The following is a 22059-nucleotide window of genomic DNA, read 5'->3' on the forward strand; positions in this document are numbered from 1 at the left end:
CACAATGTTTGCGTACACTGAGTCGCCCCATTCCGTGTTGTTGACTGGGGCCAGCTCACCAGAAAAAACATGATTCCGTCAGATGAGGTGCCCAAGGCATCGGGAGCACTGCGCTTGAAACTGCTCAGCCGCGAACAAGCTATCTTGGAGTTCAACCGGCGCGTCCTGGCCCAGGCCCAACGCGATGATGTGCCCCTGCTCGAACGGCTGCGCTACATCTGCATCGTGTCGTCCAACTTCGACGAGTTCTTCGAGGTTCGCTACGCCGATGTGCTCGAAGCCTCGCGCATGCAGGGCACCGGTATCGGCCCCAAGTACCTGGCCGATGTCTCCGACGAGGCGCACCGCCTGGTGCAAGAGCAATACCAGATCTTCAATGAAGTGGTGGGGCCGGCGCTCAAGGCCGAGGGCATCGACATCCTCAACCACGCCGACCGCGACCTGATGCAGCGCGAGTGGGTGTCGGGCTTCTTCCACAAGCAGGTGCGCCCGTTGCTGGTGCCCATCGGCCTGGACCCTTCGCACCCCTTCCCGCAAGTTGCCAACAAGACGCTGAACTTCATCGCCAAGCTGGGTGGCCGCGATGCCTTTGGCCGTGACAACTCCATCGCCATCGTGCGCATCCCGCGCGTGCTGCCCCGCGTGATTCTTCTGCCGGAAGACATCAGCCACGGCCGGCAGTCTTTCGTGCTGCTGTCCAGCGTCATCCGGGCTCACCTGCACGAGTTGTTCCCAGGGCGAGAGATCCTGTCGTTCTCGCAGTTCCGCGTCACGCGCGATTCCGACATCGACGTCGATGAAGACGACGTGACCGACCTGCGCCAAGCCTTGCGCAGCAAGATGAGCACGCGCCAGTTCGGCCAGACCATCCGCCTGGAAGTGGTCAGCAGCTGTCCACCCGAGCTGTCGGATTTCCTGCTGGAGCAGTTCGGCCTGACCGAGCAGGCGCTGTACAAGGTCAACGGCCCGGTCAACCTGGTGCGCCTGACGCAACTGATCGACCAGGTGCAGGGCAAGACCTTGCGCTTTCCGGCGTACCAGCCTGGGTGGCCCGAAGGCTTGCCGCAGCAAGGCGGCATGCTCGAGCACCTGCGCAAGGGCGACATCATGTTGCACCATCCCTTCGAGTCATTCGACACGGTGGTTGAGTTCCTGCGCGAGGCCGTGCACGACCCCGATGTGCTGGCCATCAAGCAAACCATCTACCGCACCGGCAGCGAGTCGGTGCTGATGGAGCTGCTGCTGGAAGCCGTGCGCCGTGGCAAGGAAGTGCTGGCCGTGGTGGAGCTCAAGGCCCGCTTTGACGAAGAGGCCAACATCAACTGGGCCGAGAGGCTCGAAGCCCTGGGTGCCCAGGTGGTCTACGGCATCGTGGGCCTGAAAACGCACGCCAAGATGATGCTGGTCACACGCCGCGAAGGCACGCGATTGCGCCGTTATGCGCACCTGTCCACCGGCAACTACAACCCGCGCACGGCTGGCGTCTACACCGACGTGGGGTACCTGACCACCAGCCAGGAAATCACAGCCGACGTGGACATGGTGTTCCAGCAGCTGTCCAGCCTGACGCAATTGCGGTCGCCCAAACAGCTGATGCTGGCGCCATTCGGGCTGCAAAAGCAGTTGATCCGCATGATGGCCCGCGTGGGGGAAGCGGCCCAGGCCGGGCACCCCGCGCGCATCGTGCTCAAGCTCAACTCACTGACCGACGAGCCCTTGATCGTGGCCCTGATCGAAGCAGGCCAAGCCGGTGCCAAGATCGACCTGATCGTGCGCGGGGCCTGCGTGCTGCCGCCTGGCGTGCCGGGCTTCACCGACAACATCCGCGTGCGCTCGGTGGTGGGGCGCATGCTGGAGCACACGCGCATCCTGTACTTTCGCTGGGGTGAGTCCGAGCACGACGAGGCCTTGTACTTGTCCAGCGCCGACTGGATGAACCGCAACATGACGCGGCGCATCGAAGTGGCCTGGCCAGTGCGTGACCTGGCCTTGCGTCAGCGCGTGATCGATGAATGCCTGGTGCCGTACCTGATGGACGGCTGCGATGCCTGGCAGCAGCAGGCCGAAGGGCGTTACGAGCGCGTGGGCGTGGATGGCCCCAGCGCACAGCGCGCCCTGATGGAACTGCATCGCGCGGTTGATTGACCAAAGGGTGAGGCAGACCATGGACCTGATCCTCTGGCGACATGCGCAAGCCCATGCCCACGTGGTTGAAGATGGTTCAGCCGCATCGTTCGCCGAGGACCTGGCCAGGGCCCTCACACCCAAGGGCGACCGGCAGGCCGAACGCATGGCCGCTTGGTTGAATCAACGGCTGACCGACACCACCCGCATCCTCGTCAGCCCTGCCAAGCGCACCCAGCAAACGGCGCAGGCCCTGGGCCGATCCTTCAAGACGGTGGCTTCCATCGCGCCCGACGCGTCGGTGGATGACCTGCTGATGGCCGCCCGGTGGCCCCATGCCAAGGACCCGGTGCTGCTGGTGGGCCATCAGCCGACCCTGGGGCTGTTGGCAGCTCGCTTGCTGGCTGGGCAGGACCTGCCCTGGACCTTGCGCAAAGGGGCGGTCTGGTGGTTCCGTGGCCGTGAACGTGAAGGCCAGCTGGAGGTGACTTTGCATGCGGTGCAGTCGCCCGACTTTCTCTGAGCCTGCAGGCGGTGCGCGATTCCCGGGATAATCAGGGCACATGAGCCCGACGACCGACTTTGTCTCCCCATCCAGCGCGCCCGCGCCCGACACCTGGCATTTCAGGCACCAGGTGCGGATCTATTGGGAAGACACCGATGCCGGCGGCATCGTGTTCTACGGCAACTACCTCAAGTACATGGAACGCGCCCGCACCGAATGGCTCAGCGCCCTGGGTTTCAGCCAGGAACGCCTGCGCAGTGGCGGCGAAGGCATGTTCGTGGTGGGTGAAACCCAATTGCGCTACATCAAGCCGGCCCGGTTGGACGACATGCTCACCGTCACGGTGCGTCTGGCCGAACTGGGCCGTGCGACCATCACCTTTGTGCAGGAAGTCTGGCGGGGTGATACCTTGCTGACCCAGGGCCGCGTGCGCATTGGCTGGGTGTCACCGTTTGAAGACCACTTCAAACCCGCCCGCATTCCCGCTCAGATCCTGGCCATCTTGCCGATCCCAAAACCAGACTCCGGAGGTTGACCGCCCATGAACCAAGACTTGTCCATCATTGAATTGGTGAAGCATGCCAGCGTGGTGGTGCAGATCGTGCTCGTGCTTTTGTTGGCGGTGTCGCTGGCCAGCTGGAGCATCATCTTCGGCAAAGCCATTGGCCTTAAGCGACTGAAGGGCGACAACGAAGAATTCGACCGCGAATTCTGGGCGGGTCGCACTTTACAAGAACTTTACCAAGACGCTTCCCGGGCCACCGGGCCGCCGTCGCCACAAGAGCGCATCTTCGCGGCTGGCATGCGCGAGTTCCTGAAGCTGCGCGAGCGCCGGGTGACTGATGTGGTCAGTTTGCTGGAAGGTTCTCGCCGCGCCATGCGCGCCAGCTACCAACGTGAAATGGACGTCATCGAAGCCCGCCTGGACTTCCTGGGTTCGGTGGGCTCGGTCTCGCCTTACATCGGCCTGTTTGGCACCGTGTGGGGGATCATGCACGCCTTCACGGGCTTGTCGAACATGCAGCAGGTGACGCTGGCCACCGTGGCCCCCGGCATCGCTGAAGCGCTGGTGGCCACGGCCATCGGGCTGTTCGCGGCCATCCCGGCCGTTCTGGCCTACAACAACTTCTCGCGCGACATCGACCGCATCGCCACCCACCTGGAGTCCTTCATCGAGGAGTTCTCCAACATCCTGGCGCGCAACACGCAGCCTGCGGCCGGTGCCGAAGCCGCCCGCCCTGCAACCAACGTTCGCTGAGGTCCCGCCATGGCGCAAAGCAATTGGCGAGGCGGGCGCGGCCGGCGCACCAAGAACGAGATCAACATGGTGCCGTTCATCGACGTCATGCTGGTCCTGCTGATCATCTTCATGGTCAGTGCCCCCTTGATGCCCACGGGCGTGGTTGATTTGCCCAGCGTGGGCAAAGCCAAGCAGGCACCTGAAAAGGTCATTGAGGTGGTGGTGGGCGAGGGGGAGCAGGTCAGCCTGCGCATTGACCAGCAAGACAGTGGCAGCATGAAACTGGCCGAGCTGACCAAGCGCGTCAAGGCGGCCCAGGACAGCACGGCGGGCGGCCCGACCGCGGCCCCCGTCATCATCAGCGCCCGCAAGGACGTGCGCTACGACGCTGTGCTCAAGATCATGGACACCTTGCAACGTGCAGGCGTGGCCCGCGTCGGGCTGACGGTGCACACGACCGGAGGATGAGCGGCATGGCCATGGCGCGCGCGGAGGTGTTTCGGCCCAAGGCCGAGGACACGCTGGGCCTGGGCATGGCCCTGGCATTGGCCGCGCACCTTCTGCTGGTGCTGGCCCTGGCCTTTGGCGTGAACTGGCGGACGCACACCCCGATGATCGCCGAGGCCGAAGTCTGGGCCGAAGTGCCCAAGGCCGCCGCGCCAGCCGAAGAGCCACCGCCACCCACCCCGGTTGAAGAAACTCCACCACCGCCACCCCCTGTGGCGCAGGTCGAGCCCGAACCGGCGCCAGAACCCGAGGCCGACATCCCCAGCGCACCCGTGCCCAAGGCCAAGCGCAAGAAAGAAAAGCCTCTGCCGCCCGTGGCCAAGGTGGAGCCCCCACCCAAGCCCAAGAAAAAAGCGCCGCCGCCCAAGGAAACCTTCATCAACGAGCCGCCGGTGGTTGCCAAAAAGCCCAAGACCCCTGCCGCGCCACCGACCACGCCCACAGTGTCGACGGCCGAGCGCGAGGCCCAGCGCAAGGCCGCCATGCAGCGCATGATGAAAGACCTGGGCTCGCTGGGCACGTCGGAGCACTCCGCCGGCCCCTCGGCCAATTACGTGGGCAAGCTCAGGGCGCGCATCATCCCCAACATCACCTTCCTGATGGACGAGGGCAGCGGCAATCCCACGGCCTTTGTGGAGATCCGCTGCGCGCCCGATGGCACCATCCTGTCGCGCCGCCTGCTGGACCCCAGCGGCTCGCCCGCCTGGGACAAGGCCGTGCTGGATGGCATCGACAAGACGCGTTCACTGCCTTTCGATGAACGGGGCCGCTTGCCGGACACAGTCTTCCAGATCGGCATCAGCCCGCGCGATCGGTGATGCCCACGCGCCAGATCCAGCCATGTTGAAGGGCGAGCGCCAGCCATTGACCCAGGTCGAAGCCCTCGGGGGCACTGTCCAGCATGGTCGACAGGCAGGGCAGCGGCCGGGTGGTGGAGGGCGCCAGTGCGCTCATCCAGTCCACCCAGGCATCAGGCAGCGCCAGCACCTCGGCACGCCATTGCGGGCGCCACACCACGGCGGTTTCCGCGTGTGGTTTCAGCAAGGCCTGGTGCAGGTGTTCCACGGGGTCGGCGGTCTGGTGGGCTTGCCACAGCGCGACCACCGGCCAGTCTGATCGGACCAGGCTCAAGCCAGGGCGCAATTGGATCTGCAAGTGGGCAGGGTCGTGCGAGCCCAGAAAGGCCAGCGAATCTGGTTCAAAGGGCGCGTCCTCGGCCGACTCGGCGGTGTGCCGGGCCCAATCAAGGCGGGCGCAATCCGGCAGGTAGGGCCAGTCGCGCACTTCGGGCAAATGGGCGAGCCACTCGGGCAAGGCGCGTCCCCATGCCGTGAGGTCGCCTTGGCTTGGAGGGTGGTGTTGCCACAATTGCCTGGCCAACAGTGCCAGGGCCTCCGCGCCCAGCAAGGCCTGCACCGTGGGGTAGGCGGCGGCCAGGACGCGTTCGGCCGTTGCGCGGGCGTTGCCTTGGTAGGCGGCCAATCCCAGCTGCAAGCGCTCCCCATGCTCTCCCCACGCAGGAGGATCGGCCGGCAGGCGCCACAAGGCTTGCAACACCAAGGCTTGGCGTTGGCCTTCAGCCTCGGCTTCTAATGCGCTCATGGGCGGGCTGCCATCACATCAGCGGCCAATGCATCGGCCTGGTGGGCCTGGGCCAGCAGCACCTCCAGTTCAGGCAGGTCGGTGTCCCATTCGATCAGCGTGGGTTGTGGCCCAAAGCGTTGCATGGCGGCGGCATGAACCTGCCACACCACGGCGTGCACCTCGGTGCTGTGGTCGTCTACCACCAGCTGGCCTGCCGCTGTGGGCATCCGGAAACCGGCCAGATGCACCTCGCCCACCACGCCGGGCGGCAGGGCCTGGATGAACGCCAGGGCGTGGGCGCCAGCCGCCGCCAGGTCTTCGACCAGGGACGCCTCATCAAGCCCCGAACGGGCTTGGCGCGTGGCGTTCAGCCCGTTCACCACCAGGTTGTTGACATCCAGCAGCAACTGGCAGCCGCTGCGCTGGCACAGCTCGGCCATGAACTGCGGCTCGGGGATGCAATCGTCGGCATAGCTCAGGTAAGCAGACAGGTTCTCCAGCAAGATGGGACGCCGCAGGCGCGATTGCACCTGCTCCACGTTGCGCACCAGGATGTCCAAAGAGGCAGGGGTGAAGGCGACAGGCAGCAGGTCGCTGGCATGCACCGTGTCACCGCCCAGCCACGCGCCGCGGGCAAAGCAGGCGTGGTCGGACACCCGGACGGGCTCAATCCGGTCCACCAGCCGTGCCAATTTGTCCAAATGCCGGGCGTCCAGGCCGCAGGCCGAGCCCAGTGACAGCCCCACGCCATGCAGGCTCACGGGGTAATGTTCCCGGGCGGCGCTCAGCACGGCCAGGGGGGCGCCGCCGTCTCCAAAGAAGTTTTCGGAGTGGACCTCCACAAACCCCAGGGGCGGCAATTGCGCCATCAAGGCTTGGTAGTGCGGCTGGCGCAGGCCGATGCCGGCCAGTCCGCCGCCAAGCGCGGTCCCCACTGTCTTACTTCTTGTCGGCTTGTTTGGCCAAGGCCACCTTGGCTTCCTCGGCAGACAGACCGCCCAGCTTGGCGCAAGTGCCCTTGGCCACGAGTTTCCATTCGTCCGGGGACTTGTTGACCGAGGCCTGGCCAGCGCAGGAATGGCTACCCGACAGGTTGGCGCAGCTGTTTTCGCCTGCCTTGGCGATGCCGAAGCACTTTTCCTTGCCTTTTTCGGCGCCCATGTCGGCCGAAGCCTGGGACACCAGGCCCAAGGCCATGACCGAGGCGAGGGCAGAAGACAGCAGTTGACGTTGGTTCATTTTGTAGACTCCAAAGAAGTGGTTGACGGTGCGGCGGTTGCAGTGGCCGCCGATTTCTTGGTCGGTGAATGTCCAGAAATCTGACACCGGGCCCCTGATTTTCATTTGCCGTGAAAAACTGCCTCATATGCCAGTTTCAAGATCCTAGGCGATTTCATAGCATGGCAATCATTCACGACCACCGTCGGGACGTGGAACGTTAGGAGTGTCATGTCTGATTCACCATTGCCGCCGTTGAACTGGGAGGGTGCCTTGAGCCAGCTCGAGTCAGGCTCGCCCGGGTCGGCCGATTCGGCAGACCAGGATCAGTCCATGATCGACAACGAAAGCGGGGTGTTCCTCTGGCCCACTCCGCCTTTTGCCACCTATCCCGCCGCCCGGCAGCAGACCGAACACGAAGCCTGCGAGATCGAAGGCCTCAATGGCCGGATCATGAAGGGGCGCCTGAGTTTCTTCGTGCCCGACGAGGAAGTGGCCCACATCCAGGTGCCGCCTTCGCGCACCACCATGGCCTTGCGTTTTGGCCAGTTCCGCACCCTGTTGCTCACCAACCCCCTCAAACCCAAGAAGACGGCGGACGGGCAGGACCCCCACGCCTCCATGCTGGGGCACCGCGCCAGTGTCGATTTCAGGGTGACCTTCAAGGCCGGCGGCCAGATCGAAGGCCAGACCATGGGTCACCGGGAAACCGAGTTCGGCATCTTCCTGTTTCCGCCGGTGGGTGACGAAGGCGCCGTGCAACGCCTCTTCATCGGGCGCGAGGTGCTGGGCGCTTTCGAGGTCGGTGGCAAAATCGGCGAAATCCTCGTGGGCGCCAGCGCGGTCACGCAAGAGCAGGTCGAGCAAGCGGTCGAGGTGCAAAGCCAGATGCGCAACCAGAAGCTGGGCGACATTCTGCTAACCCAGCAGGTGGTCTCGCCCGAGCAATTGCTGGCCGCCATCGAGCAGCAGGGCAAGATGCCCATGGTGCGCATCGGTGAAGCATTGATCGCCCTGGGCATGATCACCCAGGCGCAGCTGGAAGATGCCCTTGAGCGCCAAAAGCGCGACCGCAGCGTGCCGCTGGGCGAGTTGCTGGTCACCCAGGGGCTGGTGTCGCGCCACGATCTGCAAACGGCCCTGGCCCGCAAGATGGGCTATCCGCTGGTCGACCTGGACAAGTTCCCGATCGAGGCCGAGGCGCTGCGCAAAGTGCCCTTCACGGTGGCCTACCGCCTGATGACCGTGCCCCTGCTGCTGCGCGAGGGCAACCTGATCATCGCGGTGGAAGACCCCAGTAAACGCCTGACCCTGTCTGAACTGGAATTCATCACCCAGTGCAAGATCGTGCCGGTGCTGGCCCAGCACACCCAGCTTGAATTCGCCATCAAGGACGCGTACAGCAAGATCGGCGCCGACGTGAGCGCCGACGCCTATGGCCGGGCCTCATCGCTCAATTCGAGCACCGATTTCGACATGGAGCCGCAAAGCTCCGGCTCCTTGATGGAGGACCTGGAAAAGCAGCAGCAGGAATCCAGCGAGGACGAGGCGCCCATCGAGCAAAGCGACAACTCGCTGGTGCGCCTGATCAACACCATGATCATCGAGGCGCACGCCCAGGGCGTCTCCGACATCCACGTCGAAAGCTACCCCGGCAAGGAAAAGGTCAAGATCCGTTTCCGCAAGGACGGTGTGCTCATGCCTTACCTGGAGCTCCCGCCCAACTACCGCAGCGCCATGATCGCTCGCATCAAGATCATGTGCGATCTGGACATCTCCGAGCGCCGCAAGCCGCAGGACGGCAAGATCAACTTCGCCAAGTTCGTGCCGCAGCACAAGATCGAGTTGCGGGTGGCCGCCATTCCCACCAACAACGGGATGGAGGACATCGTCATGCGGATCCTGGCCTCGGCCAAGCCGCTGCCGCTGGACAAGATCGGTCTGAGCCCGACCAACCTGGAGCGCCTGAAAGAGGCCATGGAGCGGCCCTATGGCCTGGTGCTGTGCGTCGGCCCCACGGGCTCCGGCAAAACCACCACGCTGCACTCGGCGCTCAGCTTCATCAACGTGCCCGAGCGCAAGATCTGGACGGCCGAAGACCCGGTTGAAATCACGCAGCCCGGTTTGCGCCAGGTGCAGGTCAACCCCAAGATCGACTGGACTTTCGCCAAGGCCCTGCGCGCCTTCCTGCGGGCTGACCCCGACGTGATCATGGTGGGCGAAATGCGCGACCAGGAAACCGCCGGCATGGGCGTGGAAGCCTCGCTGACGGGCCACTTGGTGCTCTCTACCCTGCACACAAACAGTGCGCCCGAAACGGTGACCCGTTTGCTGGACATGGGCCTGGACCCTTTCAACTTCGCCGATTCGCTGTTGGTGGTGCTGGCCCAGCGCCTGGTGCGCCGTCTGTGCGCGAAATGCAAAGTGGCCGAACCCGCCACCGAGGAAGACGTCGACATCCTGCTGCGCGATTTCTTGCAGGTGTCGCCCAAAGACGTGCCCGAGTTCGACCGCGACCACGTTTATAAGGACTGGTTGAGCCGCTTTGGCCAGGACGGCAAGCTCATGAAGTATCACAACCCCGGTTGCCCCACCTGCAACCAGACGGGTTACAAGGGCCGTGCCGGTTTGCACGAATTGATGGCCATGAGCCGCGAATTGCGGCACATGATCCAGACCGGTGGCCGCGCCGAACAGATTCAGCAACAAGCTTTGCGCGAGGGCATGCGTACCCTGCGGCAGGACGGAATCGAGAAGGTTTTGATGGGCATCACCAGCATGGAAGAAGTGCGCGCCACCAGCAACTCCTGATGTTGTTGTGCCCAAGCCGCACGCGGCCTTTGAAAAAGGTGCAAGATAAGCACCAATGAAGTCACAGATCTGCCTTGTCTTCTTCTGGTTATTCGGGGTATGAACAAGGGGTGATTTCAGCGATCTTTGGTGTTATGGCGATGCTTGTGTGCTCGCGCCGGGCCACCAGACGGATTACCGGCAGTTCACCCCAGCATCGATGGCTTGTGTCGATGGTTCGGAGGTCTGCATGGACGTGATCAGTAACTTCGCCGCTCGCTACGAGCGCACCCGTGAAGAAGAGTATTCCCTGGAGGAATACTTGGACATCTGCAAGCGCGACAAAACCGCTTACGCGACGGCCGCCGAACGCATGCTGCAAGCCATTGGCGAGCCGCAGACGATCGACACCCGCAACGACACGCGCCTGTCCCGCATCTTCGCCAACAAGGTCATCAAGATCTACCCGGCGTTCGAAGAGTTCTACGGCATGGAAGACGCCATCGAACAGGTGGTCAGCTACTTCCGCCACGCCGCGCAAGGACTGGAAGAAAAGAAACAAATCCTGTATTTGCTGGGCCCGGTGGGCGGCGGCAAATCGTCCATCGCCGAACGCCTCAAGCAACTGGCCGAGCGCGTGCCCTTCTATGCCATCAAGGGCTCCCCGGTCAATGAATCGCCTCTGGGCCTGTTCGAGCCGACGGAAGATGGCCCCATCCTGGAAGCCGAATACGGCATTCCGCGTCGCTACCTGCAACGCATCCTCAGCCCCTGGGCCGTCAAACGCCTGGACGAGTTCGGTGGCGACATCCGCAAATTCCGCGTCGTCAAGCGCTACCCCAGCGTGCTCAAGCAGATCGGCATCGCCAAGACCGAACCTGGCGACGAGAACAACCAGGACATCAGCTCGCTGGTGGGCAAGGTCGACATCCGCAAGTTGGAAACCTACGCCCAGGATGACCCTGACGCTTACAGCTACTCCGGCGGCCTGTGCCTGGCCAACCAGGGTTTGCTGGAATTCGTTGAAATGTTCAAGGCGCCCATCAAGGTGCTGCACCCCTTGCTGACGGCCACCCAGGAAGGCAACTTCAAAGGCACTGAAGGCTTTGGCGCCATTCCGTTTGATGGCGTGGTGCTGGCCCACAGCAATGAGAGCGAGTGGAAAGCCTTCCGCAACAACAAGAACAACGAAGCTTTCCTGGACCGCATCTACATCGTCAAGGTGCCGTACTGCCTGCGCGTGTCCGAAGAAATCAAGATCTACGAAAAGCTGGTGCGAACCTCGTCCTTGTCCAAAGCGCCTTGCGCCCCGGGTACTTTCAAGATGATGTCGCAGTTCGCCATCCTGACCCGCCTGAAGGAGCCCGAAAACTCCAGCATCTACAGCAAGATGCAGGTGTACGACGGTGAAAACCTCAAGGACACGGACCCCAAGGCCAAGTCGCTGCAGGAGTACCGTGACTATGCGGGCGTGGACGAAGGCATGAGCGGTGTCTCCACCCGCTTCGCGTTCAAGATCCTGTCCAAGGTCTTCAACTTCGACAGTGCCGAAGTGGCCGCCAACCCGGTCCACCTGATGTATGTGCTGGAGCAGCAGATCGAGCGCGAGCAGTTCCCGGCGGAGTTGGAAGCCAAGTACATCGCTTACATCAAGGAGTCGCTGGCGCCCCGCTATGCCGAGTTCATCGGCAAGGAAATCCAGACCGCCTACCTGGAAAGCTACAGCGAATACGGCCAGAACATCTTCGACCGCTACGTGACTTACGCCGACTACTGGATCCAGGACCAGGAATACCGCGACACCGACACGGGTGAAATCTTCGACCGCGGCTCGCTGAACGGCGAGCTGGAAAAGATCGAAAAACCCGCGGGCATCTCCAACCCCAAGGATTTCCGCAACGAAATCGTCAACTTCGTGCTGCGCGCACGGGCCAACAATGGCGGCAAGAACCCGCTGTGGACCAGCTATGAGAAGCTGCGCACAGTGATCGAGAAAAAGATGTTCAGCAACACCGAAGAGTTGTTGCCGGTCATCAGCTTCAATGCCAAGGCCAGTGCTGACGAAGTCAAGAAGCACGAGGATTTTGTCAACCGCATGGTTGAAAAGGGCTACACCGCCAAGCAGGTCCGCCTGCTGTGCGAATGGTATTTACGAGTTCGAAAGTCGTCATAAAACGGAGTCCCGATGCGGCAACACATCATTGACCGACGGCTTGCTGGCAAAAACAAGTCGATCGGCAATCGCGAACGCTTCCTGAGGCGTTACCGCGACAAGGTTCGCGATGCAGTGCAGCGGGCCATCAATGGACGCAGCATCCGGGACATCGAAAAAGGCGAAGACATCGCCATCCCCAAACGCGATTTGTCCGAACCTGTGTTCAGCCATGGCCAGGGCGGCATCCGCGATGTGGTGCACCCTGGCAACCGCGAATATGTGCAAGGCGACCGCATCGAGCGGCCTCCGGGCGGTGGCGGGCAGGGCAGTGGTTCTGGCGAGGCGAGCGATTCCGGCGAAGGTGAGGACGACTTTGTCTTCTCGCTCAGCAAGGAAGAGTTCATGCAGGTCTTCTTCGAGGACCTGGCCCTGCCGAACATGGTCAAAACCGCTTTGGCCGAGATCCCCGAGTGGAAAAGCCAGCGCGCTGGTTACTCCAGCGACGGCACGGCCAGCAACCTGCACGTGGTTCGCTCCATGCGCGGCGCGTTGGGCCGGCGCATTGCCCTGGGCGCCGGCGTGCGCCGTGAGCTGAAAGAGCTGGAAGAGCGCCTGGCCGCCTTGCGGGCCGAAGACGAATCCGGCGACGACGCCCTGGTGCGTGAGCATGCCCAAGAGATCGAAGAGATTGAAGCCCGCATCGACCACCTGCGCGCCCGTGTGCGCGGCATTCCTTTTCTGGACCCGATTGACCTGCGCTACCGCAGCCGCATCAAGGTGCCGGTGCCCACCACCAAGGCCGTCATGTTCTGCGTGATGGACATCTCGGGCTCGATGGACGAGCAGCGCAAAGAGCTGTCCAAGCGTTTCTTCATCCTGCTGTATTTGTTCCTGACCCGGCACTACGACAAGATCGAACTGGTCTTCATCCGCCACCACACGCAGGCGCAAGAGGTGACGGAAGACGAGTTCTTCCACGCCACTGAAACGGGCGGCACTGTGGTGTCCAACGCTTTGGTGCTGCTCGACGAGATCATCACCGCCCGCTACCCGACCAACGAGTGGAACCTGTACGTGGCTCAGGCCAGTGATGGCGACAACTGGCACCATGATTCGGCCCGTTGCCGAGAGATCCTGGAAGACAAGATCCTGCCCTTGGTGCGCTATTTTGCTTATGTGCAAGTGGCGCAAACCGAGCAGAACCTGTGGGATGAGTACATGGGCCTGGCGGAAATGCACAAGCAATTTGCCATGCGCAAGGTGCTGGACGCCTCGCAGATCTACCCGGTGTTCCGTGAACTGTTCAAGAAGGAAGGGGTGGACGCATGAGTGCCATTTTGAGACCCGATCCCCTGCCGGGCCCGTCGGACTGGTCGTTCGAGCTGATCGAGCAATACCACGACGTGATCCGCGCCACGGCCGAGCGCTTCAAGCTCGACACCTACCCCAACCAACTTGAAATCATCACCGCTGAACAGATGATGGACGCCTACGCCAGCGTGGGCATGCCGGTGAACTACCGGCACTGGTCGTACGGCAAGGAATTCATCGCGACAGAGAAGAACTACCGCCGCGGCTTCATGGGCCTGGCCTATGAAATCGTCATCAACTCCAACCCCTGCATCAGCTACCTGATGGAAGAAAACACCATGGCCATGCAGGCCCTGGTGATCGCGCACGCGGCCTACGGGCACAACAGCTTCTTCAAAGGCAACTACCTGTTCCGCATGTGGACGGACGCGTCCAGCATCATCGACTACCTGGTCTACGCCAAGAACTACATCGCGGCCTGCGAAGAGCGCCATGGTCTGGACGCCGTTGAAGAAATCCTCGACTCCTGCCACGCGTTGATGAACCACGGTGTGGACCGCTATCGTCGCCCCAGCAAGCTGTCGCTTGAAAAGGAGCTGGCGCGTCGTGAGGAGCGCGAGTCTTACCTGCAGCAACAGGTGAACGACTTGTGGCGGACACTGCCAAGACGTGTCGACAAGATTGGCGACGACGATGGCGCGCGGCGCTTTCCGCCGGAGCCGCAGGAAAACATCCTGTACTTCATCGAGAAAAACGCCCCGCTGCTGGAGCCCTGGCAGCGCGAGGTGGTGCGCATCGTGCGCAAGGTGGCGCAGTATTTCTACCCGCAGCGGCAGACGCAGGTGATGAACGAAGGGTGGGCCACGTTCTGGCACTACACCTTGCTCAATACCATGTACGAAGACGGTCACCTGACCGACGGCATCATGCTGGAGTGGCTCAAGTCGCACACCAATGTGGTGTACCAGCCGCCGGTGGGGCACCGCGCCTACAGCGGGCTGAACCCCTACGCCCTGGGTTTTGCGATGTACACCGACCTCAAGCGCATTTGCGAACACCCGACGGAGGAAGACCGCCATTGGTTCCCCGAGTTCGCCGGCTCGGCCGAAGGCGCGCCCAAGGGCGACCACGCTTGGCTCAAGACCTTGGACTACGCCATGCGCAACTTCAAGGATGAGAGCTTTGTGGGGCAGTTCCTGTCGCCCAAAGTGATGCGAGATTTTCGCCTGTTCGCCATCCGTGATGACGAAGACGAGCCGGAATACGAGGTGTCGGCCATCCACGACGAAGCAGGCTACCGTGCGTTGCGCGAGAGCTTGTCACGTCAATACGACCTGAGCGCGCGCGAACCCAATATCCAGGTCTGGAGCGTGAACCTGCGGGGCGATCGTTCCCTGACCTTGCGACACACGCAACAGGGCAACCGGCCCTTGGCCGATGGCACGCGCGAGGTGCTCAAGCACGTGGCGAGGCTTTGGGGCTTTCCGGTGCACATGGAAAGCGTCAACAGCGATGGCGATGTTCGCCAGCAGTGGACGGTGGTGCCCGCGTCGATGGAATGAACACTGGCAGGGCAAAAAAAAAGGGCCGCAACTCGCGGCCCTTGTTCATGAGATCGCCTGATTACTCAATGGCTGTCAGCACTTTCACGCTGCCATCCACGGCGCTCTTTTCAATGTAGCCAATGGCCTTGGGATCAGCCGCGACTGCTTTTTTCACGGCGCTCGAATCAGCCACTTCCTTGGGTGGCTGGGCCTTGCCGGAGAAGACCAGCCGTGACCACAGGGCCTTGATCTGGGCCGGATCCCGGCCTGTGGCTTTCTTGTAGAACTCGGCTCGAATAGGGGAGGATTCCACCTGGTCGATGGGAACCGCACTTTGGCTCTTGCCCAGGAAGACGTCGGCGACCTGATCTTTGGTCATGGCCGCAGCCGAAGGGTTGCCGATGGCAACGATGTCGGCCGCATGGCCCGCGCCTGTCAGCGCAAAAAACACCGACAGGATGGAGACGATTTTGCGATGGCTCATGGGGTCTCCTTAAAACACGAAGTCGAGAGCGACGGTGATCAGATCGACGCTGCTGCCTTTGAACGTCGTGTTGCCCAGAGGCACCACGAACTTGCCATTGGAGTTGCTACCCGTATTGACCTTGTCGTATTGCGCCTTGAGCGCCATGTTTTTCATGAAGTCCCAGCGGATGCCGACGGAGGTGGTCCGTTGCGTCGGAGTGGTCGATACCAGCGCCTGGTTGACGATTGAGCCAGCGGTTGGGTCTGTTTCGAGGGTGACGTGGGCTTTGGTGCCGCCAACGGTGACGTAGGGCGTGAAGTTGCCGAAGCGGTAGCCGCCGCTGATGTACCAAGTGGTGCTGTCCGACAAAAGGCTGTCGCCCTTGAACTCGATGATTTCGCTCATCAGGAACCAGTTGCCAGGGTCGTAGTTGGCACCCAAGGCCACGGCCGACAACTCCCAGTTGTTGGGACCGTACTTCTGGCTAAACTGCGGCGCAAAGGCGTTGAGCGCTCCAAACAGGGGCGCAAAGGACGAGATGTCGGTGTCCAGCTTGACCGAGGTGTACCCGGCGCGCAGGGTCAGGGAGCCGATGTCGACCGAGTCACTGATGCCCCAGCCGGGATGCGCCTGAAATTTGCCCCCGTTGGGAATCTTCGAGGTGCTCGTTCCATAGTAGGCGCTCAAAGTGTTGTTGGCACTGCCCATCGCACTGCGGTAGGTGCCGTCGATGCCGTCGTTGCTGGTGATGGCCAGTACACCGTAGGCCTCGTGGGGAGGGCGGACCCAGGGGCTGGCATAGCCCACGAAGCGCGATTCAGACAGCAGGTAGGACGGGGTGGCGACGCGCCCCAGGCGCAGGCTGAGTTTGTCTGTGGCCTGGTACTTCACATTGGCCCATTCGACAAACGGGTTGTAGCTGTTGTCGTACTGGTGCTGTGACACCACCTGAAGCACGGCCGACCACTGGGGGTTGAACACCGCGCTGACTTGGCCACCAAGCTTGGTGTCTGGAGCGAAGGACAAGGATTTGGTCCTGCCTGCGCCGTTGGGCTGGAAGATGGAACCGACGAAATCTGCCTCGTCGTTGTTGGAATGAACAGCGGACAGCGTGCCAAAGCCGCTGAATTTGAATTCAGGACCATCGGCGGCCATGGAGGCACTGCAGACGGTGGCGGCAGCCGCCGCGATCAGATAGTGCTTCATGGAGGAGGCTCCGGAGGTTTTTTGGTAGGGGCGCGATACGAGGGTGTTTGATGACGCTCGGAAAAGAGGCATGGTTGCTCCAATTGGTTATGTTCAGCCGCAGTTCAAACATCCACTTAAACGGCCAGAGACGACCGTATATCGGAAAGTCGGTCACCAATCTTTAAAAATAGGCGCGTTTCACATGGCAGTCAATCTCGCCATGCGCAATGCGCGCAAAAAAGGTCCGTGAAATGCATCACACATCAGGAAATGATGCATTTTGGACACTCAAATGGGGCGTGAATTGGGCGTTTTGGCAGCCGCTTATCTCGCTCAAGATTTCCGCCGGGTCGCCAAGAATCGGAGCAAGCACCCAGGCACCCATCCACCATGTCCGACAGCTCCCAAGACAAACAATTACCAGCCTCAGAGCGGAAGCTTAAGAAAGCCCGTGAAGAAGGCCAGGTGGTTCGTTCGCGTGATCTGGGGCACTTCCTGGTGATCCTGGCCGCGGCCGGTGTGCTGATGGCGCTGACGCCGTTCTGGATGGACAAGATGCAGCTGCAGCTCAATGCCGGCATGCGCTTTGATGCCCGCGCGGTGGCCAACCCCGACTTCATGTTGCAGCGCCTGTCGCAGTGGAGCACCCAAGCCATGATGATGGTGGTGCCCTTTGGCGCGGGCGTGGCCCTGGCCTCGGTGGCGGCCAGCGTCCTGGCGGGCGGCTGGGTGATGTCCTTCCAGGTGATCTTCCCCAAGTTTGGCAAGCTCAACCCCATCACCGGCTTCGCCAACTTGCTGTCCAAGCAGCAGATGGTGGATGCATTGAAAGCCAGTGCCCTGGGCTTGATCCTGGGCGGCACCGGCGCTTTCTTCTTGTCCCGCGTGTGGCCCGACATGGTGAGCCTGATGGGCTTGCCCTTACCCGCGGCCATCCATGATTTCGGCATGACGCTGGGCAGCGTGATGACCTCGATGTTGCTGGTGCTGGCCTTGTTCGCCATGGTGGACTGGCCCCTGCAGCGCTTCATGTTCATGGGCCGCATGAAGATGAGCCACCAGGATCAGAAGGACGAAATGAAGCAGATGGAAGGCAACATGGAGGCCAAGCAGCGCATCAAGCAACGGATGCGCGAGATGAGCCGCAAGCGCATGTTGGCCGCCATTCCCACCGCCGACCTGGTGGTGATGAACCCCACCCACTATGCCGTGGCCCTGAAGTACGACGAAGGCAAGATGGGCGCCCCCCGCGTGGTGGCCAAGGGCCTGGACCTGCTGGCCCTGCGCATCCGCGACCTGGCCACCGAGAACAAGGTGCCCGTGCTGGAAGCCCCACCGCTGGCCCGCGCCCTGTACGCCAACACCGAGATCGACGCCGAAGTGCCCATGGCCCTGTACGGCGCCGTGGCCCAGGTGCTGGCCTATGTGTACCAACTCAAAGCGGCTTTGGCCGGCAAGGCGCCCCTGCCGGGCAACCTGCCTGACCTGGACGTTCCTGCTTCCCTGGATCCTGCCCATAAGGCTGCACACGCATGAACCCGTTCCTGCAACAACTTCAAACCGTGATGAGCGGCAAGTCCGCCAAGGGCTTCCAGGTGCTGGCCGCGCCCATTGCCGTGTTGCTGGTGCTGGTCATGATGATCCTGCCCTTGCCGCCGCTGGCGCTGGACATCTTCTTCACCTTCAACATCGCGATGGCGGTGATGGTGATGATGGTGTCGGCCACCATGTTGCGTCCGCTGGATTTCGCGGCCTTTCCTTCGGTGCTGTTGCTGACGACGCTGCTGCGCCTGTCGCTCAACGTGGCCTCGACTCGGGTGGTGCTGCTGGAAGGCCACAACGGCCCCGGCGCTGCGGGCGCGGTGATCGAGTCCTTCGGTCACTTCCTGATCGGCGGCAACTTCGCGGTCGGGATCATCGTGTTCGCCATCCTGGTGGTGATCAACTTCGTGGTGGTCACCAAGGGTTCCGAGCGGATTGCCGAAGTGGGCGCGCGCTTCACCTTGGACGCGATGCCCGGCAAGCAGATGGCCATCGATGCCGACCTGAACGCCGGGCTGATCGATGAAAAGGAGGCCAAACGCCGCCGCATCGAGGTGGGCGAAGAGGCTGAATTCCACGGCGCCATGGACGGTGCCTCCAAGTTTGTGCGGGGCGATGCGATCGCCGGCATCCTGATCCTGTTCATCAACATCATTGGCGGTTTCATCATTGGCGTGGCGCAGCATGACCTGTCGGCCGCTGATGCCGCCAGCTCCTATGTGCTGCTGGCCGTGGGTGACGCGCTGGTGGCGCAGATCCCGGCCTTGCTGATCTCGGTGGCGTCCGCCATGGTGGTGTCCCGCGTCGGCAAGGGCGAGGACGTCGGCGCGCAGATCATCACGCAGATGTTCCAGAACCCCAAGGTCATGGGCGTGGCGGCGGGTGTGATCGGCCTGCTGGGCCTGATCCCCGGCATGCCCAGCCTGGTGTTTTTGCCGATGGCCGGTGGTTTTGGCTGGGCGGCTTGGCGCATGCAGGAAAAGCAGGAGGCGGCCCGCAATGCGCCCAAGCCGGCCGACAAACCCGCCGAGGCCCCCGTCAACAACAATGGCGAGGCCACCTGGGAAGATTTGCAGCCCGTGGACACCCTGGGCCTGGAAGTGGGCTACCGCCTGATCCAGCTGGTGGACAAAGACCGTGGCGGCGACTTGCTGACCCGGATCAAGGGCGTTCGCCGCAAGTTCGCACAAGAAGTGGGCTTTTTACCGCCTTCCGTTCACATCAAGGACAACCTGGAGCTGCGCCCCAGCTTCTACCGCATCACTTTGCGCGGCGCCATCGTGGGCGAGGGCGAGGTCTTCCCCAACATGCTGATGGCCATCAACCCCGGCCACGTGACCAACCCTTTGAAGGGCACGGCCGCCGTCGACCCGGCATTCGGATTGCCCGCGGTGTGGGTGGAAGAACGCCAACGTGAAGCGGCGCAAATGGCCGGGTACACCGTCGTTGATCCCTCGACCGTGGTGGCCACGCATCTTTCACACTTGATGCAGATCCATGCGGCCAAGTTGTTGGGACGGGTAGAGACCCAGCAGCTGGTGGAGCATGTGACGAAGTTGGCCCCCAAACTGATCGAAGACGTGGTTCCCAAGATGGTTGGCATTGCGACCTTGCAGAAAGTGCTGCAGCTCCTGTTGGAAGAAGGCGTTCACATCCGTGACATGCGCTCGATCATTGAAACGCTGGCCGAGCAGACCTCGGGCGCGGGCCACCTGGCCAACGACCCTGCCGAGCTGGCCCGCCGCATCCGCGTCGGCCTGGCCCCGGCGATCGTTCAGCAGATTTACGGCCCGGTGAAGGAACTGGATGTGATTGCCATCGAACCCGATCTGGAACGCCTGCTCACCCAGGCCCTGACCGCACCCAGCGGTCCCATGCTGGACCCCGGCGTGGCCGACCACCTCACGCGCCAGGCGGCCGACGCCACCCAGCGCCAGGAAAACCTGGGCCACCCCGCCTGCCTGCTGGTGCCCGACGCCATCCGGCCGATGGTGGCCCGCTTGTTGAAACGCGCAGCACCGCGTCTGAAGGTGCTGGGTCACAGCGAAATCCCTGAGACCCATTCGATCCGCATCGGTACCCTGATTGGAGGCCACGCATGAACGTCAAACGCTTTATTGGACGCACCTCACGCGAGGCCATGCAAAAGGTCAAGCTCGAGTTTGGCAACGACGCTGTCGTGTTGTCGACCAAGCCTGCTCCAGAGGGTGGCATCGAGGTGTTGGCCATGGCTGGCGACAGCGTGCCGTCGATGGACTCGTACCCACCGGCCGAACGTGAAGAGCGTGCGCCTGCCGCCCGTCAGCAAGCGGCTGCAACGCAAGCTGCCGCGCCGGCCCGCAAAGCCGAAGTTGCCCCGGTCGCCGCTCAATCCCAGGCCCGCTCTGCGATGGCCAACCTGGCCTCGACCGTGCAGGACGATGTCAAGCAACTGGCCATGAGCACCTTGTCCTTCCAGGACTATGTGCGTGAACGCATGCTCAAGCGCCGCCAGGTGGCCCTGAAGGCCGCCCGCACCGAGCCCGCGTTGGCTGGCACGCCGGAAGACCAACTCTCGCAGCGTCTGGGCAATGTCAAAGCTCAGCAATCTGTGCAGTCAAGCCCCAATGTTGACCTGTCGGCGGGCCTGGAGGCCTGGTTATCCTCGCCTTCGGTCCCGGTTCAAGCCGCTGCAGCCCGTCCTCCAGTGCAAGCCGTTCGCCCTGCGCCGCAAGACACCAGCCGCGTGGCCCAGGTGCTGCCACTGCGCGCCGAATCGCGTGAGGAGGCTCAGCCAGCTCGCCAGGCGCCTGCCAAGGCCGTCCGTCCCGCCAGTGACCCCGCTGAGCTGACGCTCAAAGCCGTGACTGGCCGCAGCACCGCCTCGGTCGACAGTTCGCGCCCCGACGCTGCCACCATGGCCGCGCTGAAGGCCTCGCAAGACGCCAATGCCTCGATGCTCAATGAGCTGCGCGCCATGCGGGCCATGATGAAAGAGCGGTTTGAAACCATCGCCTTCATCGAAAAGCTGCGCCGCACGCCTGCCCAGGCTGGCCTGGCCCAAAAACTGTTGGACGGTGGCTTCTCGGCGGTGCTGATCCGCAAGATGCTGGACGCCATGCCCGCCGAAGTGAGCTCTGGCGCTCAAGATGAAAACGTGTGGGCCGCCCAGGTGCTGCAACGCAACCTGAACACCGCCGACAAGGAACTGGCCATCGAAGACCAGGGCGGGATCTTTGCCCTGATCGGCTCGACCGGCGTGGGCAAGACCACCTCGACCGCCAAGCTGGCCGCCATGTTCGCCGCCAAGCATGGCGCGCAGAACCTGGGCCTGATCACGCTGGACGCCTACCGCGTTGGTGCTCACGACCAACTGCGCGCCTACGGCCGCATCCTGGGTGTGCCCGTGCACATGGCCCACGACCGCGCTGCGCTGGAGGACCTGCTGGAATTGCTGTCCGGCAAGAAGATGGTGCTCATCGACACGGCCGGCATGGCCCAGCGCGATGGCCGCACCAAGGATCTGCTGGAGATGCTGGCCCACCCGGCGATCCGCAAGGTGCTGGTGATCAACGCTTCGTCGCAAGGTGATGCGATCGAAGACGTGATGGCGTCCTACCAGGTCAATGCCTGCGCCGGGGTCATCCTGTCCAAGCTGGACGAGGCCGTGAAGCTCGGTCCGGCGCTGGATGCGTTAATCCGTCACAAATCCAAGGTGCTGGGCGTCGCCAACGGCCAACGCGTGCCAGAAGATTGGCACAGACTGTCATCGCAGGCTTTGGTGCACCGCGCTCTGCGCGCCAGCCTCAATCCCGCGTACCGCCTGGATCCCAATGAAGTCAGCCTGGTGTTCTCGACCCCCGCCATGACCGACGTCACGGCCTCTCCGTCCGCGCTTTGACCTGT

General features: G+C 62.6%; 18 protein-coding genes. 13 read left to right on the top strand and 5 right to left on the bottom strand.

Annotation, left to right across the window (positions count from 1 at the left end):
* Nucleotides 1-69: 69 nt before the first annotated feature.
* From ppk1 to LQ232_RS04080, 6 genes are read left to right on the top strand one after another with little or no spacing between them, the layout of a single operon-like run.
* The gene (ppk1, locus tag LQ232_RS04055) at nt 70-2145 is read left to right on the top strand and encodes a polyphosphate kinase 1 (RefSeq protein ID WP_230179091.1); all 2076 of its coding nucleotides are present in this window, start codon (nt 70-72) and stop codon (nt 2143-2145) included.
* Nucleotides 2146-2164: 19 nt separating this feature from the next.
* Nucleotides 2165-2647 carry a histidine phosphatase family protein gene (locus tag LQ232_RS04060; protein ID WP_230179092.1) on the top strand — a complete coding sequence of 161 codons (483 nt, stop codon included), beginning with the start codon at nt 2165-2167 and terminating at the stop codon, nt 2645-2647.
* Nucleotides 2648-2687: 40 nt separating this feature from the next.
* Entirely contained in the window at nt 2688-3164 is a 477-nt protein-coding gene (gene ybgC / locus LQ232_RS04065; protein ID WP_230179093.1) for a tol-pal system-associated acyl-CoA thioesterase, read from the top strand.
* Between the two features lie 6 nt (nt 3165-3170).
* Entirely contained in the window at nt 3171-3887 is a 717-nt protein-coding gene (tolQ, locus tag LQ232_RS04070; RefSeq protein ID WP_230179094.1) for a protein TolQ, read from the top strand.
* 9 nt (nt 3888-3896) lie between these two features.
* On the top strand, nt 3897-4337 hold the full coding sequence (locus LQ232_RS04075; protein WP_230179095.1) for a biopolymer transporter ExbD: 441 nt from the start codon (nt 3897-3899) through the stop codon (nt 4335-4337).
* Nucleotides 4334-5194 (top strand): energy transducer TonB, encoded by an 861-nt coding sequence (locus LQ232_RS04080; RefSeq protein ID WP_230179096.1) that lies wholly within the window; start codon nt 4334-4336, stop codon nt 5192-5194. The genes LQ232_RS04075 and LQ232_RS04080 overlap by 4 nt, the downstream gene beginning before the upstream one ends.
* Here LQ232_RS04080 and LQ232_RS04085 read toward each other — a convergent pair.
* From LQ232_RS04085 to LQ232_RS04095, 3 genes are read right to left on the bottom strand one after another with little or no spacing between them, the layout of a single operon-like run.
* Nucleotides 5175-5978 carry a putative DNA-binding domain-containing protein gene (locus LQ232_RS04085; RefSeq protein ID WP_230179097.1) on the bottom strand — a complete coding sequence of 268 codons (804 nt, stop codon included), beginning with the start codon at nt 5976-5978 and terminating at the stop codon, nt 5175-5177. The two genes, LQ232_RS04080 and LQ232_RS04085, sit on opposite strands and share 20 nt — an antisense overlap.
* The gene (locus LQ232_RS04090; RefSeq protein WP_230179098.1) at nt 5975-6895 is read right to left on the bottom strand and encodes a DUF692 domain-containing protein; all 921 of its coding nucleotides are present in this window, start codon (nt 6893-6895) and stop codon (nt 5975-5977) included. The genes LQ232_RS04085 and LQ232_RS04090 overlap by 4 nt, the downstream gene beginning before the upstream one ends.
* A 4-nt stretch (nt 6896-6899) precedes the next feature.
* Nucleotides 6900-7199, bottom strand: coding sequence for a DUF2282 domain-containing protein (locus LQ232_RS04095; protein WP_230179099.1), 300 nt, complete (start codon nt 7197-7199; stop codon nt 6900-6902).
* Nucleotides 7200-7409: 210 nt separating this feature from the next.
* On the opposite strand from LQ232_RS04095, the gene LQ232_RS04100 reads away from it, so the two are divergent.
* From LQ232_RS04100 to LQ232_RS04115, 4 genes are all read left to right on the top strand, one after another.
* Nucleotides 7410-9989 carry an ATPase, T2SS/T4P/T4SS family gene (locus LQ232_RS04100; protein ID WP_371820093.1) on the top strand — a complete coding sequence of 860 codons (2580 nt, stop codon included), beginning with the start codon at nt 7410-7412 and terminating at the stop codon, nt 9987-9989.
* 229 nt (nt 9990-10218) lie between these two features.
* Entirely contained in the window at nt 10219-12141 is a 1923-nt protein-coding gene (locus LQ232_RS04105; protein ID WP_230179100.1) for a PrkA family serine protein kinase, read from the top strand.
* Between the two features lie 12 nt (nt 12142-12153).
* Nucleotides 12154-13452: a YeaH/YhbH family protein gene (locus LQ232_RS04110; RefSeq protein ID WP_230179101.1), complete on the top strand. Its 1299-nt coding sequence runs from the start codon at nt 12154-12156 to the stop codon at nt 13450-13452.
* Nucleotides 13449-14996, top strand: a complete 1548-nt coding sequence (locus tag LQ232_RS04115) for a SpoVR family protein (protein ID WP_230179102.1) — start codon at nt 13449-13451, stop codon at nt 14994-14996. Before LQ232_RS04110 ends, LQ232_RS04115 begins: the two co-directional genes overlap by 4 nt.
* 61 nt (nt 14997-15057) lie before the next feature.
* Here LQ232_RS04115 and LQ232_RS04120 read toward each other — a convergent pair whose 3' ends face one another.
* Both LQ232_RS04120 and LQ232_RS04125 read right to left on the bottom strand, forming a co-directional pair.
* Nucleotides 15058-15462 (bottom strand): hypothetical protein, encoded by a 405-nt coding sequence (locus LQ232_RS04120; protein ID WP_230179103.1) that lies wholly within the window; start codon nt 15460-15462, stop codon nt 15058-15060.
* A 9-nt stretch (nt 15463-15471) separates the two neighbouring features.
* Nucleotides 15472-16650, bottom strand: a complete 1179-nt coding sequence (locus tag LQ232_RS04125; protein ID WP_230179104.1) for a hypothetical protein — start codon at nt 16648-16650, stop codon at nt 15472-15474.
* A 372-nt stretch (nt 16651-17022) separates the two neighbouring features.
* Here LQ232_RS04125 and flhB point away from each other — a divergent pair, with 372 nt between their 5' ends.
* The 3 genes from flhB to flhF are packed head-to-tail and all read left to right on the top strand — an operon-like array spanning nt 17023 to nt 22054.
* A complete protein-coding gene (gene flhB, locus LQ232_RS04130; RefSeq protein WP_230179105.1) occupies nt 17023-18168 on the top strand; it encodes a flagellar biosynthesis protein FlhB in 1146 nt (381 codons plus the stop codon).
* Complete coding sequence (gene flhA, locus LQ232_RS04135; protein ID WP_230179106.1) at nt 18165-20276, top strand: flagellar biosynthesis protein FlhA; 2112 nt, start codon at nt 18165-18167, stop codon at nt 20274-20276. The genes flhB and flhA overlap by 4 nt, the downstream gene beginning before the upstream one ends.
* A complete protein-coding gene (gene flhF, locus LQ232_RS04140) occupies nt 20273-22054 on the top strand; it encodes a flagellar biosynthesis protein FlhF (RefSeq protein ID WP_230179107.1) in 1782 nt (593 codons plus the stop codon). Before flhA ends, flhF begins: the two co-directional genes overlap by 4 nt.
* Nucleotides 22055-22059 lie beyond the last annotated feature (5 nt).

Source organism: Aquabacterium sp. CECT 9606 (assembly GCF_918741295.1).
Lineage (GTDB): Bacteria > Pseudomonadota > Gammaproteobacteria > Burkholderiales > Burkholderiaceae_C > Aquabacterium.